Raw genomic sequence first — 13608 nt, 5'->3', positions numbered from 1 at the left:
GGTTTTCGTAGCTTCAGCACACCCAGGCACCCGAGCAGAACGGCACCCATCCATGGCCTCGGTCACGTCCCTCACCGCCTCCGTCCACCAGCGCCTCGCGGACGCCCTCTCGGCTGCCCTGCCGGAGGCCGGCGCCGCCGACCCGCTGCTGCGACGAAGCGACCGGGCGGACTTCCAGGCCAACGGCATCCTGGCGCTCGCGAAGAAGGCCAAGGCGAACCCGCGCGAGCTGGCCACCCAGGTCGTCGAGAAGATCACCGCCGGTGATCTGCTGGCCGACGTCGAGGTGTCGGGCCCCGGCTTCCTGAACGTGACGGTCACCGACAAGGCGATCGTCGAGACGCTAGCGGCCCGCGCCGCGGACGGCGACCGGCTCGGCGTCCCGCTGAACCCGCACGCGGGCACGACGGTGATCGACTACGCCCAGCCGAACGTGGCGAAGGAGATGCACGTCGGCCACCTGCGCTCCGCCGTCATCGGTGACGCCCTGCGCCACATGCTGGACTTCACGGGCGAGAAGACGATCGGCCGCCACCACATCGGCGACTGGGGCACCCAGTTCGGCATGCTCATCCAGTACCTGATCGAGAACCCTGGCGAGCTGGCCCCGGCCGACGAGGTCGACGGCGAGCAGGCCATGTCGAACCTGAACCGGATCTACAAGGCGTCGCGCGCGGTCTTCGACACGGACGAGCAGTTCAAGGAGCGGGCCCGCAAGCGGGTCGTCGCCCTTCAGTCCGGCGACAAGGAGACCCTGGAGCTGTGGCAGCGGTTCGTCGACGAGTCGAAGGTCTACTTCTACTCGGTCTTCGAGAAGCTGGACATGGAGGTCCGCGACGAGGAGATCGTCGGCGAGTCCGCGTACAACGACATGATGGCCGAGACGGCGCGGCTCCTGGAGGAGTCGGGTGTCGCGGTCCGCTCGGAGGGCGCGCTCGTCGTGTTCTTCGACGACATCAAGGGCAAGGACGACCAGCCGGTCCCGCTGATCGTGCAGAAGGCCGACGGCGGCTTCGGCTACGCGGCCTCCGACCTCTCCGCGATCCGCGACCGCGTCGTCGGCCTGCACGCCACGACGCTGCTGTACGTGGTGGACGTGCGCCAGTCGCTGCACTTCAAGATGGTCTTCGAGGCGGCCCGCCGGATGGGCTGGCTGAACGACGACGTCACCGCGCACAACATGGGCTACGGCACGGTGCTCGGCGCGGACGGCAAGCCGTTCAAGACGCGTGAGGGCGAGACAGTGCGCCTGGAGGACCTGCTGGACGAGGCGGTGCAGCGCGCCGCCGAGGTCGTGCGGGAGAAGGCGCGGGACCTCACCGAGGAGGAGATCCAGGAGCGGGCGTTCCAGGTCGGCATCGGCGCCGTGAAGTACGCGGACCTGTCGACGTCGGCGAACCGTGACTACAAGTTCGACCTCGACCAGATGGTGTCCCTGAACGGCGACACGTCCGTCTACCTCCAGTACGCGTACGCGCGCATCCAGTCGATCCTGCGCAAGGCGGGCGCGGAGACGGGCCCCGCCGCCCACCCCGAGCTCGAACTCGCCCCGGCGGAGCGCGCATTGGGCCTCCACCTGGACGCGTTCGGCGACACGGTCGCGGACGCCGCCGCGGAGTACGCGCCGCACAAGCTGGCCGCGTACCTCTACCAGCTGGCGTCGCTGTACACGTCGTTCTACGACAAGTGCCCGGTCCTGAAGGCGGACTCCCCGGCGCAGGTCGAGAACCGGCTGTTCCTGTGCGACATCACGGCGCGGACGCTGCACCAGGGCATGGCGCTGCTCGGCATCAGGACGCCCGAGCGCCTCTGAACCCGCCGCGGAGCCCGGCTCCGAGCCTGCGCAGTCCCTCGGCGATCTCGTCGGGGGACTGCGTCACGAAGCAGAGCCGCAAGGTGGACACATCCGGCTCCCCCGCGAAGAACGGCGCCCCCGGCACATACGCCACATCGTGCGTGACGACCGTCCGCAGCAGCTCCGTCGTGTCGTACCCGCCGGGCAGCTTCGCCCACACGAACATGCCGCCCTCCGGCCGGAGCCACCGGGAGCCCTCCGGCAGCGCGTCGGCGAGGCCGGCGAGCAGCGCGTCCCGGCGGTCGCGGTAGACGCCCGCGACGCGGGCGACGTGCGCGTCCAGGTCCCGGTCGGCGAGGTAGCGCGCCGCGGCGAGCTGGTTGACGGTGGGCGTGTGCAGGTCCGCGGCCTGCTTGGCGACGGCGCAGGCCCGCAGCAGCGCGGCGGGCGCGCGCAGCCAGCCGAGCCGCAACCCCGGCGCCATCACCTTGGAGAAGCTGGAGAGCAGGACGGTGCGGTCGGCGGCGCCGGGGTACGTGGCGATCCACGGCGCGCGCTCGCCCTCGAAACGCAGCTCGCCGTACGGGTCGTCCTCGACGATCCACAGCCCGCGCCGCCCGGCGACCTCGGCGATCGCCGCGCGCCGGTCGGCGGGCAGGGTGCGGCCGGTCGGGTTCTGGAAGGTGGGGACGGTGTAGAGCAGCTTGGGGCGGTGCAGGGCGACGAGTTCGTCGAGGGCCGCCGGGTCGATGCCGGACTCGTCGCAGGGCACGGGCAGCACGCGCGCGCCCGCGAAGGCGAAGGCCTGAAGTGCCGCCAGATAGCAGGGGTTCTCGACGAGGACGGTGTCGCCCGGCTCGATCAGCGCGGTCGCGAGGAGCGAGAGCGCCTGCTGGGATCCGGTGGTGACGAGCACGTCGTCGGCGTCGGTCGGCAGACCGCGGACGGCCGCCCGCGCGGCGACGGCGGTACGCAGCGCGGGCTCGCCCTCGGTCGTCGAGTACTGCAACGCCCGCTCCGGCACCTCTTCGAGGACCGCGCGGAAGGCGGCCGCGACGCCGTCGCCGTCGAAGAGGCCGGGGGCGGGCAGCCCGCCCGCGAAGTTGATGACTCCGGGCCGCGCGGTGACCGCGAGGATGTCCCGTACGGGCGAGCCCCCGACCGCTGCGGCGCGCGCGGCGAGCGGCGGCGTGGGGGCGGCTGCGGTACGGGCGGGCTCGGTGACGGTCACGGCGGCGGCTCCTTCGGCTCTGGCTGCTGTGCCCGCACCCTAAGCACGCGGGTGCGGGCCCCACACGCCGTTCCGGGATGCGGACGCGGACGTACCGGGCGGGCCGGGGTGCAGGGCCGGGCCGTCAGCCGTCCTGCAACTGCCTCTCCCACTTGGAGGCGCCGGGCGGCCAGCCGTAGGTCGGGCGCCCCTTGCTGCCGCTGGTGCGGAACGGTTTGCCCTGGTCGTCGACGCGCAGCGTGTCGTGCCGCTTGCCGCTCGACCACTCCAGCTCCAGGTTCCACCGCACGTCGTGCAGATCGGTGTTGGCCATGATGTAGAAGACCTCGGGGTCGCTCTCGCTGACCTTGTACGGGAAGTCCCGCTGGCCCGCGACGGGCTTGGCGTCCGGCGTCGCGGCATCCAGGTCGACGCCGAAGGACTTGGTGTTCACGGTGCCGCCGCAGCCGGTCGCCATCTGGAAGTTGTTCCAGGCCAGCGGCGCGCTGGTGCTCTGCACCCGGACGTTCAGGTCCTGGAGGACGACGGTGTCCTCACTCATGCCCTGCACGGTGACCTCGATGAACTGGTAGCCGGCCGGGACGGCGCCGAGGTCGCCGACCCAGGCGGCCGCGTCCTGCGCCGCGGGCTGCTCCGGCACCTCGTCGGCCTTGCGGTTCACCAGGAAGGACTGGAGGCACGGGTCGTCGTACGCGTACGGTCTGGTGCGCACCGTCAGGGGCACGCCGGGGTCGCTCTGCGCGCCGCCGGACGTGGGGCCCTTGTGCCCGCGGCGGGGGGCGTCGGGGGCCCGGCTGCCCTTTTCGGACGGCGAGGCGGAGGGGCCGCTCTTCTTGTTCTTGCCGTCGTCCTTCTCGTCCTTGCCGGCGGCCTTCTTGTTCTCGGCCTTGCCGGGGCCGGTGTCCATGGGGTCGCCGGGTTCCGGCGAGGAAGCGGCCCGCGCCTTGTGCCGGTTCCCGTCGCCGTCCTCCCCGCCGCTCATGGCGAGGGCGACGGAGCCGAGGCCGACGACCGCGGCGACGGCGGCCGCGAGCACGACGGTCCGGCGCTTCCGCGACAGGGGGCGCTTGCCGAGCACCACGACCTGATCCGAGCCCGAGCCCGAGTCCGACTCCGGGTCCGGCTGCTCCTGTTGCTGCGGTTCCGGCTTCGGTTCCGGCTTCGCTTCCGGGGTGCTGGGGGCGACGGGCTCCGCCTTCCTGCCCCGCGCCGCGTCCGCGAGGATCCACCGCCGGTGGACCTCGACGAGCTCTTCGGGGGTCGCCTTGCAGAGCCGGGCGAGCCGCTCCACGGGGGCGAACTCCGTCGGCACGGCATCCCCGTTGCAGTACCGGTGCAACGTCGACGTACTCATGTGAAGCCGTCGCGCCAGCACGCCGTAGCTGAGCCCGGACCGCTCCTTGAGCTCCCGCAGCAACTCCGCGAGAGACGCCATCTCCGCCCTCCACCATTCCCATCAGACGTTCCAGGACAAGCACGCCGCTTCCGGCACTCCACACGGAGGATCAGCCATGTTCCGTACCGGCATCCGGGACGAAGGTGCGGCGACGCTCGTGGCACAGACGACGACCAAGCACAGCACGGTTCCCCGGCCCCCACCAACCGGCGCACCGAGGCGCCCGAGCGGGAGAGACCCAGGTCACAACCGGTCGTGTCACATTCCGCACGTGCCCGTCCGTCGTAGAGGTGTAGGACCTGGCACCACTCACAACGGCACAGGAGCACATCATGGAACCCCGTTTGAACGTCTTCGCCAGCCCGTCCGCGGGAAAGGCCATCAAGCATCTGACCGCGGTCAACAAGATCGTCTCGGAGACGGGGCTGCCGGCCGCGACGCAGGAGCTGGTGAAGATCCGCGCCAGCCAGATCAACGGCTGCGGGTTCTGCCTCGACATGCACACCAAGGAAGCGGCCGCCGCGGGTGAGACGCCGACGCGTCTGCACCTGGTCTCGGCGTGGCGCGAGGCCAAGGTGTTCACCGACGCCGAGCGGGCCGCCCTGGAGCTGACGGAGGAGGGCACCCGCATCGCCGACGGCTCGGGCGGTGTCCCCGACGAGGTCTGGGCCAACGCCGCGAAGCACTACGACGAGGAGCAGCTCACCGGTCTGGTGACGCTGATCGCGCTCATCAACACCTTCAACCGGCTGAACGTCATCGTCCAGCAGCCCGCCGGCGACTACCAGCCCGGCCAGTTCGGCTAGCCCTCACCCGGCACGGGGGGCTCCGACCTGCTCACACACCTTTTGGTGAGTACCGCACGAAAAAGTCGGTACTTGTCCGGTGGTGGGAGCGGAACGAGGATCGAGGGCGTACCCGAAGGAACGCCCTCGAAGGAGCTCCCCCGTGCCCAGCAACGGCAGCAAGTCCCCCGTCAGCGTCCTCGGCCTCGGCCTGATGGGCACCGCGCTCGCCGCCGCCCTGATCGGGGCCGGGCACCCGACGACCGTGTGGAACCGCACGAAGTCCAAGACCGGCCCCCTGGTGGCCCAGGGCGCCACGCCCGCCGACACGGCGCGGGACGCCATCACCGCCGCCGACCTGGTCGTCGTCTGCCTCACGACCAACGCCAACGTGCGCGAGCTGCTGGCGCCGGAGGCCGACGCGCTCACCGGCCGCACCGTCGTCAACCTCACCAACGGAACCCCGGGCCAGGCGCGGGAGTTGGCGCAGTGGGCGGCCGCGCACGGCATTACGTACATCGACGGCGGCATCATGGCCGTCCCGCAGATGATCGCCACCCCCGGGGCGTACATCTTCTACAGCGGCACCGACGAGGCGGCCTTCGAGACGCACCGCCCGACGCTGGCCGCTCTCGCCGACACGAAGTGGGTGGGCAAGGACCCGGGCCTCGCGGCGCTGTACGACCTGTCACTGCTCACCGGCATGTACGGCATGTCGATGGGCGTCGCCCAGGCCTTCGCGATGATCCGCAGCGAGGGCATCCCGGCCCGCGAGCTGGCGCCGCTCCTTACCGACTGGATCGTGGCGATGACGCACGGGCTGGTGCCCAGCGGTGCCGAGGCGCTCGACACCGACCAGCACCTGACGGACGTCTCGAACCTCGCCATGAACCGCGAGGCGTTCCCGAACTTCACCGCCGCCTTCGCCGAACAGGGCCTGCGCACCGACCTGTTCGAGCCGCTCCAGGACCTCCTGGACCGCGCCGTCGAGCAGGGTTACGGCGCCGACGGCTTCTCGCGCATGCCGCTGCTGCTCACGAAGGACTGATCCGCGGGGCGCCGGCCCGCACCACCAGGGCACAGGCCCAACAGGACACGCCCTAGGGGACGAGCACCACCTTCCCGGTCGTCTCCCGGCGCTCGATGGCGGCGTGCGCCTCGGCCGCCCGCTCCAGCGGGAACGTCTGGACGTCGGGCCGCAACTCCCCCTTGGCGGCGGCCTCCAGGGCCTCCCGCTCGTACGCGGGGCCGTCCTCGGGGCTGCCGAGCAGCTGAAGCAGCGCGTTGGTGAAGGTGATCCGCCGCTCCGCGAGCAGCTCGGGGCCCGGCTCGAAGGCCTCCTGCGACGACCAGCCGATGACGACGTACCGTCCACCGTCGGCGATCAACTCGAAGGCCGCGGCGCCCTTTTCACCGCTCACCCCGTCGAGTACGGCGGTGACGCGCCGCCCGCCGCCGAGCCGCTCGGCGACCTCGCGCTGCCAGCCGGGCTCGTTGTAGTCGACGGCGATGTCGGCGCCGAGCGCGCGCACGGCCTCGACCTTGGCGGGGCCGCCGGCCGCGCCGATCACCGTCGCGCCGAGGGCGTGCGCGTACTGGACCACGAGCCGCCCCACGCCACCGGCGGCGGACGTCACCAGCACCACGTCGTCCGCCCGGAGCCGGGCCGCACCCAGGAGCCCCACGGTGGTGGCCCCGGTCACCACCATGGCCACCGCGGCCTCGAAGCCGAGCCCGTCGGGGACGACGTGCAGGTTCGCCACGTCGGCGACCGCCAGCTCGGCGTACCCGCCGGGTGTCGAGCGCGAGACCACGACGGGCCGCCCGAGCCAGGCGTCGTCGACGTCGGGCCCCACGGACTCCACGATCCCCGCGACCTCACCGCCGAAGACGGCGGGCAGTTCGGGCGGCGGCGGCGCCATGTCGGACGCCTCGCCCCGGCGCATGACGGTCTCGACGAAGTGGACTCCCGCCGCCTTCACGGCGATCCGCACCTGCCCGGGCCCCGCGACGGGGTCGGGCAGGGTCTCGTACCGCAGGTTCTCGGCGGGTCCGAACTCGTGCAGGACGACAGCGCGCATGGTGTGCTCCTCGGAACGTGGAAACGAACGCGGATACGAACGTCGATGCACACCACCCTCCGACCTCAACCAAGGTTGAGGTCAAGGGCCGCCGTCCGGCGGATCAGAGCTGCCGCGCGACCTCGGTCGCCCAGTACGTCAGGATCATGTTGGCGCCCGCGCGCTTGATCCCCGTCAGGGACTCCATGATCGCCTTGTCCCGGTCGATCCAGCCCCGCTCGGCGGCGGCCTCGATCATCGCGTACTCACCACTGATCTGGTACGCGGCCACCGGCACGTCGACCGCGTCGGCGACGCGGGCGAGGATGTCGAGGTAGGGCCCCGCGGGCTTGACCATCACCATGTCGGCGCCCTCTTCGAGGTCGAGCGCCAGCTCCCGCAGCGACTCCCGAGTGTTGGCGGGGTCCTGCTGGTAGGTCTTGCGGTCACCCTTGAGGGACGACCCGACGGCCTCCCTGAACGGCCCGAAGAAGGCCGAGGAGTACTTCACGCTGTACGCGAGGATCGACACGTCCTCGTGGCCGACCTGGTCCAACGCGTCACGGATGACCCCGACCTGACCGTCCATCATGCCGCTCGGGCCCACCACGTGGGCGCCCGCGTCAGCCTGCACCTGCGCCATCTCCGCGTACCGCTCCAGGGTCGCGTCGTTGTCCACGCGCCCCTGGGCGTCCAGGACACCGCAGTGCCCGTGGTCGGTGGTCTCGTCGAGGCACAGGTCCGACATGACGATGAGGTCGTCGCCGACCTCGGCCCGCACGTCGCGGAGCGCGACCTGAAGAATCCCGTCCGGGTCGGTGCCCGCCGTGCCCAGGCCGTCCTTCTTGGACTCCTCCGGCACACCGAACAGCATGATCCCGGAGACCCCGGCCTCCAGCGCCTCGACGGCGGCCTTCTTCAGGGTGTCGCGGGTGTGCTGCACGACGCCGGGCATGGCGCCGATCTCCACCGGCTCGCTGATCCCCTCGCGCACGAACGCGGGCAGAATCAGATCGGCCGGATGCAACCGCGTCTCCGCGACCATGCGCCGCATGGCGGGAGTAGTCCGCATCCGCCGCGGCCGAGCCCCGGGAAACGATCCGTACTTAGTCACTGCAACCCTCACCTCGAACCACTGGGCATTTACCTGCTGTGGGCAGGCGTTCCGCTGGGGGTCCCCCCAGGCCCTTAAGGCACTGGGGGAGGGACGGGTGGGCACAACCCCCGGTGCAGAGCACATTCAGGGAGGCGCCCACCCATAGAACCTACGGCGCCGCGCGTCGCCGACGCGAACCGGGCCGACGCTCACTGGGCCGGGTGACAGGGTCACCCGCTTCGAGCGCCGCCGCCCGACGCCGGGTACCGAACTCCGCCAACGCCTCGGCCAGCTTGTGCACCGAAGGCTCCGGAGCCATCACATCCACCCGCAGCCCGTGCTCCTCCGCGGTCTTCGCGGTGGCGGGCCCGATACAAGCGATGACGGTCACGTTGTGCGGCTTCCCGGCGATCCCGACAAGGTTGCGCACCGTCGACGACGAGGTGAAGAGCACCGCGTCGAAGCCACCGCCCTTGATCGCCTCCCGGGTCTCCGCCGGCGGCGGCGACGCCCGCACCGTCCGGTAGGCGGTGACGTCGTCGACCTCCCACCCGAGGTCGATGAGCCCGGCGACGAGCGTCTCCGTGGCGATGTCGGCCCGCGGCAGGAACACCCGGTCGATCGGGTCGAAGACCGGGTCGTACGGCGGCCAGTCCTCCAGGAGCCCCGCGGCCGACTGCTCACCGCTCGGCACCAGGTCCGGCTTGACGCCGAAGGCGACCAGCGCGGCGGCGGTCTGCTCGCCGACGGCCGCGACCTTGATCCCGGCGAAGGCACGCGCGTCGAGCCCGTACTCCTCGAACTTCTCCCGCACCGCCTTGACGGCGTTGACGGAGGTGAAGGCGATCCACTCGTACCGGCCGGTGACCAGGCCCTTGACCGCGCGCTCCATCTGCTGGGGCGTGCGCGGCGGCTCGACCGCGATGGTCGGGACCTCGTGCGGCACGGCGCCGTAGGACCGCAGCTGGTCGGAGAGCGAGGCCGCCTGCTCCTTCGTACGCGGCACCAGCACCCGCCACCCGAAGAGCGGCTTCGACTCGAACCACGACAGCTGCTCGCGCTGAGCGGCGGCGCAGGACTCGCCGACCACGGCTATGACGGGCCGGCCGCCGTCCGGCGAGGGCAGCACCTTCGCCTGCTTGAGCACCTGCGCGACGGTGCCGAGCGTCGCGGTCCAGGTGCGCTGGCGCGTCGTCGTACCGGCCACGGTCACGGTCATCGGGGTGTCCGGCTTGCGGCCCGCGGCCACCAGCTCACCCGCCGCCGCGGCCACCGAGTCGAGCGCCACCGAGACGACGACCGTCCCGTCGGACGCGCCGACCTCGCTCCAGCAGCGGTCGGACGCGGTACGGGCGTCGACGAAGCGGACGTCCGTGCCCTGCGCGTCCCGCAGCGGCACACCCGCGTACGCGGGCACACCGACGGCCGCCGCGATGCCCGGCACCACCTCGAAGGGGATGCCCTCGGCGGCGCAGGCGAGCATTTCGCCCGCCGCGTACGTGTCGAGGCCCGGGTCGCCGCTCACCGCACGCACGACCCGCCTGCCGCCCCGCGCCGCCTCCATGACAAGATTGGCGGCAGCTCGGAACGGCGTCGCGTCGGCGGTCATTGACGTGTCGTCAGCTGTCGGCTGGGGTGTGTCCACACCTCCCCTGGCATGCACGCGGACGACGTCGAGCACATCCGGCTCGGCGATCAGCACATCCGCTCGGGCCAGCGCCTCGACGGCGCGCAGGGTCAGCAGTCCCGGATCTCCGGGTCCGGCACCGAGGAAGGTGACGTGCCCGTGTGCGGGAAGGCCGGGAAGGTTCGAGGTGGGGCTCAAAGTGCTCGCTCCCCCATCAGACCGGCCGCGCCCTTGGCGAGCATCTCGACCGCGAGCTCACGGCCCAGCGCCATGGCGCCGGCCTCCGTCTCGGGCACGGGACCGGTGGTGGACAGCTGCACCAGCGTCGAGCCGTCGGTCGTACCGACGACGCCGCGCAGGCGCATTTCCTTGACAATCTGCCCGTCGGCCAGGACGTCGGCCAGCGCTCCCACGGGTGCGCTGCAACCGGCCTCCAGGGCGGCGAGCAGGGACCGCTCGGCGGTCACGGCGACCCGGGTGTACGGGTCGTCGAGCTCGGCGAGCGCGGCGGCGAGTGACGCGTTGTGCGCGGCACACTCGATCGCCAGTGCCCCCTGGCCGGGGGCGGGCAGAACGGTGTCGACCGACAGGAGGTCGGTCACCTCGTCGGCCTTGCCGACGCGGTTGAGTCCGGCGGCGGCGAGCACGACGGCGTCGAGCTCCCCCTTGTGGACGTATCCGATGCGGGTGTCGACGTTCCCCCGGATCGGCACGGTCTGGATGGTCATGCCGTGGCTGCGCGCGTAGGCGTTCAGCTGCGCCATGCGGCGCGGCGAGCCGGTGCCCACACGGGCGCCGTCGGGCAGCTGTGCGAAGGTCAGCCCGTCGCGCGCCACCAGCGCGTCGCGCGGGTCCTCACGCACCGGCACCGCGGCGAGGGTGAGCTCGGCGGGCTGCGCGGTGGGCAGGTCCTTGAGCGAGTGCACGGCGAAGTCGACCTCGTCGCGGAGCAGTGCATCGCGCAGCGCGGCGACGAAGACGCCGGTGCCGCCGATCTGCGCGAGGTGCTCGCGCGAGGTGTCGCCGTACGTCGTGATCTCCACGAGCTCGACGGGGCGCCCCGTCAGCTTCCGTACCGCTTCGGCCACTTGGCCGGACTGGGCCATGGCCAGCTTGCTGCGCCTGGTCCCGAGCCTGAGAGCCCTCTCGGTCATGCCCGGCCTCTCTTCGGGTCGTCGTTCTCGTTGTTCATGTGGTCGGCCCTGCTGACCGCCGCGACCGTCTGCGGGTCGAGGTCGAAGAGCGTGCGCAGCGCGTCCGCGTACCCGGCGCCACCGGGCTCGCTCGCCAGCTGCTTGACCCGCACCGTCGGCGCGTGCAGCAGCTTGTCGACGACGCGGCGCACGGTCTGCGTGATCTCCGCGCGTTGCTTGTCCTCAAGGCCCGGCAGGCGTCCTTCGAGCCGGGCCATCTCGCCCGCCACCACGTCGGCGGCCATGGTGCGCAGGGCGACCACGGTCGGCGTGATGTGCGCGGCCCGCTGGGCGGCGCCGAAGGCGGCGACCTCGTCGGAGACGATGGAGCGGACCTGCTCCACGTCGTTGGCCATGGGCGCGTCGGCGGAGGCCTCGGCCAGCGACTCGATGTCGACGAGCCGCACACCAGGGATGCGGTGCGCCGCGGCGTCGATGTCGCGGGGCATGGCGAGGTCGAGGAGGGCGAGCACGGCCGGGCGGGCCGCGCCGGCCGACGACGTGCGAAGGCGTCGCTCCGGGAGGCGGCCCGTGACGCGTGCGGCGGCCACCAGCGCGGCGATCGCCTCCGCCTCGGCCCGCGGGTCGGCGGCCGGGCCCTCGCGCCGCTCGGCCGGGGCGTTGTCCACCCAGGCCGCGTGCTGCTCCAGGGACGCCGCGTCCATCCCGGCGACGGCCTCCTCGCCGGCGACGGAGAAGCCGCGCGGCGCGGACAGGTCGACCGGGCAGCCCTCGTCGGCCACGGTGGCCGTCCGGACGCCCTGGCCCGGCGAACCGTTTCCGGACTGCGCGGGCGCCTCGTCGAGCGGGCCCTCCGCCGGGGGCACGCGCCCCTCGACGGCGGCGGTGACGGCTTCCGCGGTCAGCACCAGACCGGTCGCCCCCGTGCAGGAGACGGCCACGTCGGCACGTGTCAGTTCGTCCGCCACGGCGTCCATGGGAACGGCGCGGGCGCGCACCCCGTGGTCGCCGGAGTCGCCGAGGATCTCCGCGAGCCGCTCCGCGCGCTCCAGGGTGCGGTTGGCGACCACGATCTCCGCCACACCGGCGCGCGCGAGCGTCGCCGCGGCCAGCGAGGACATGGAGCCCGCGCCGATGACCACGGCCCGCTTGCCCGCGGCCCAGGCGTCGACCGGCTCGCGCGCCGCGAGCTGTTCGAGCCCGAAGGTGACGAGGGACTGCCCGGCCCGGTCGATGCCGGTCTCGGAGTGCGCGCGCTTGCCGACCCTGAGGGCCTGCTGGAAGAGGTCGTTGAGGAGCTTGCCCGCGGTGTGCAGCTCCTGCGAGCGGGCCAGGGTGTCCTTGATCTGCCCGAGGATCTGCCCCTCGCCGACGACCATCGAGTCGAGCCCGCACGCCACCGAGAAGAGGTGGTGGACCGCACGGTCCTCGTAGTGGACGTACAGATAGGGGGTGAGCTCCTCCAGGCCGACGCCGCTGTGCTGCGCGAGCAGCGTGGACAGCTCTGCGACGCCCGCGTGGAACTTGTCCACGTCGGCGTAGAGCTCGATGCGGTTGCAGGTGGCGAGCACGGCCGCCTCGGCGGCGGGCTCGGCGGCGAGGGTGTCCTGCAAGAGCTTGGCCTGCGTGTCCGCGGGCAGCGCGGCCCGCTCCAGGACGCTCACCGGGGCGCTGCGGTGACTCAGCCCCACGACCAGGAGACTCATGCCGGCATCACGGCGGGGACGTCCCCGTCGGGTCCCTTCCGCTGCTGCTTGGCCGACACGGGCGGGACGGGGCCCTCGGGCGCCGCGTCCTCCCCGGCCTTGCGCTGCTCGTGGAAGGCGAGGATCTGCAACTCGATGGAGAGATCGACCTTGCGTACGTCGACACCGTCCGGCACGGAGAGGACGGTCGGCGCGAAGTTCAGGATGGAGGTGACACCGGCGGCGACGAGCCGCTCGCAGACCTGCTGGGCGGCGCCGGCCGGGGTCGAGATGACGCCGATCGAGACGCCGTTCTCCTCGATGATCTTCTCGAGGTCGTCGGTGTGCTGCACCGGCATGCCCGCGACGGGCGTGCCCGCCATGGCCGGGTCGGCGTCGATCAGTGCGGCGACACGGAACCCGCGGGAGGCGAACCCGCCGTAGTTGGCGAGGGCCGCGCCGAGGTTGCCGATGCCGACGATGACGACCGGCCAGTCCTGGGTCAGCCCGAGTTCACGGGAGATCTGGTACACGAGATACTCGACGTCGTAGCCGACGCCGCGCGTCCCGTAGGACCCGAGGTACGAGAAGTCCTTGCGCAGCTTCGCGGAGTTGACCCCCGCGGCGGCCGCGAGCTCCTCGGAGGAGACCGTGGGCACCGAGCGCTCCGACAGTGCGGTGAGGGCTCGGAGGTACAGCGGAAGCCTGGCGACGGTGGCCTCGGGAATCCCTCGGCTGCGGGTCGCCGGTCGGTGAGTTCGGCCAGTTGCCACGGTGCT

Annotated in this window: 11 protein-coding genes; 3 read left to right on the top strand and 8 right to left on the bottom strand. The window is 72.1% G+C overall.

The features are described 5' to 3' along the window. Window positions 1-52 precede the first annotated feature (52 nt). Window positions 53-1813, top strand: coding sequence for an arginine--tRNA ligase (argS, locus tag ACZ4Z4_RS28935; protein ID WP_468333580.1), 1761 nt, complete (start codon window positions 53-55; stop codon window positions 1811-1813). Here argS and ACZ4Z4_RS28930 read toward each other — a convergent pair. Together ACZ4Z4_RS28930 and ACZ4Z4_RS28925 are read right to left on the bottom strand one after the other, a co-directional pair. Beyond that, the gene (locus tag ACZ4Z4_RS28930) at window positions 1791-3026 is read right to left on the bottom strand and encodes an aminotransferase-like domain-containing protein (RefSeq protein WP_468333578.1); all 1236 of its coding nucleotides are present in this window, start codon (window positions 3024-3026) and stop codon (window positions 1791-1793) included. The two genes, argS and ACZ4Z4_RS28930, sit on opposite strands and share 23 nt — an antisense overlap. A gap of 124 nt (window positions 3027-3150) precedes the next feature. Next, window positions 3151-4461, bottom strand: coding sequence for a helix-turn-helix domain-containing protein (locus ACZ4Z4_RS28925; RefSeq protein ID WP_468333576.1), 1311 nt, complete (start codon window positions 4459-4461; stop codon window positions 3151-3153). Between the two features lie 293 nt (window positions 4462-4754). Between ACZ4Z4_RS28925 and ACZ4Z4_RS28920 the strand changes: the two genes are divergently transcribed. Continuing rightward, on the top strand, window positions 4755-5228 hold the full coding sequence (locus tag ACZ4Z4_RS28920; RefSeq protein WP_468333574.1) for a carboxymuconolactone decarboxylase family protein: 474 nt from the start codon (window positions 4755-4757) through the stop codon (window positions 5226-5228). Window positions 5229-5370: 142 nt separating this feature from the next. After that, entirely contained in the window at window positions 5371-6255 is an 885-nt protein-coding gene (locus tag ACZ4Z4_RS28915) for an NAD(P)-dependent oxidoreductase (protein WP_468333572.1), read from the top strand. Window positions 6256-6307: 52 nt separating this feature from the next. Here ACZ4Z4_RS28915 and ACZ4Z4_RS28910 read toward each other — a convergent pair whose 3' ends face one another. From ACZ4Z4_RS28910 to ACZ4Z4_RS28885, 6 genes are all read right to left on the bottom strand, one after another. Then, the gene (locus ACZ4Z4_RS28910) at window positions 6308-7288 is read right to left on the bottom strand and encodes a zinc-binding dehydrogenase (protein ID WP_468333569.1); all 981 of its coding nucleotides are present in this window, start codon (window positions 7286-7288) and stop codon (window positions 6308-6310) included. A 103-nt stretch (window positions 7289-7391) separates the two neighbouring features. Further along, window positions 7392-8381, bottom strand: coding sequence for a porphobilinogen synthase (hemB, locus tag ACZ4Z4_RS28905; RefSeq protein WP_468333566.1), 990 nt, complete (start codon window positions 8379-8381; stop codon window positions 7392-7394). Between the two features lie 151 nt (window positions 8382-8532). After that, complete coding sequence (locus ACZ4Z4_RS28900) at window positions 8533-10188, bottom strand: bifunctional uroporphyrinogen-III C-methyltransferase/uroporphyrinogen-III synthase (RefSeq protein ID WP_468333563.1); 1656 nt, start codon at window positions 10186-10188, stop codon at window positions 8533-8535. Then, window positions 10185-11144: a hydroxymethylbilane synthase gene (gene hemC, locus ACZ4Z4_RS28895; RefSeq protein WP_468333560.1), complete on the bottom strand. Its 960-nt coding sequence runs from the start codon at window positions 11142-11144 to the stop codon at window positions 10185-10187. The genes ACZ4Z4_RS28900 and hemC overlap by 4 nt, the downstream gene beginning before the upstream one ends. Beyond that, on the bottom strand, window positions 11141-12850 hold the full coding sequence (locus ACZ4Z4_RS28890) for a glutamyl-tRNA reductase (protein WP_468333557.1): 1710 nt from the start codon (window positions 12848-12850) through the stop codon (window positions 11141-11143). Before ACZ4Z4_RS28890 ends, hemC begins: the two co-directional genes overlap by 4 nt. Next, window positions 12847-13602: a redox-sensing transcriptional repressor Rex gene (locus tag ACZ4Z4_RS28885; protein ID WP_362996466.1), complete on the bottom strand. Its 756-nt coding sequence runs from the start codon at window positions 13600-13602 to the stop codon at window positions 12847-12849. The genes ACZ4Z4_RS28890 and ACZ4Z4_RS28885 overlap by 4 nt, the downstream gene beginning before the upstream one ends. Window positions 13603-13608: the final 6 nt, after the last annotated feature.

Source organism: Streptomyces sp. NPDC030245 (assembly GCF_055572995.1).
Note: the sequence above shows the minus strand (reverse complement) of the source record. Positions and strands in the feature narration are given on the sequence as shown.

What these genes read in the sequence shown, in the direction of transcription:
- ACZ4Z4_RS28920 (WP_468333574.1), top strand. Translation starts at nt 4,755, where the DNA reads ATGGAACCCCGTTTGAACGTCTTCGCCAGCCCGTCCGCGGGAAAGGCC.
- ACZ4Z4_RS28890 (WP_468333557.1), bottom strand. Translation starts at nt 12,850, where the DNA reads ATGAGTCTCCTGGTCGTGGGGCTGAGTCACCGCAGCGCCCCGGTGAGC.
- ACZ4Z4_RS28925 (WP_468333576.1), bottom strand. Translation starts at nt 4,461, where the DNA reads ATGGCGTCTCTCGCGGAGTTGCTGCGGGAGCTCAAGGAGCGGTCCGGG.
- argS (WP_468333580.1), top strand. Translation starts at nt 53, where the DNA reads ATGGCCTCGGTCACGTCCCTCACCGCCTCCGTCCACCAGCGCCTCGCG.
- ACZ4Z4_RS28910 (WP_468333569.1), bottom strand. Translation starts at nt 7,288, where the DNA reads ATGCGCGCTGTCGTCCTGCACGAGTTCGGACCCGCCGAGAACCTGCGG.
- hemC (WP_468333560.1), bottom strand. Translation starts at nt 11,144, where the DNA reads ATGACCGAGAGGGCTCTCAGGCTCGGGACCAGGCGCAGCAAGCTGGCC.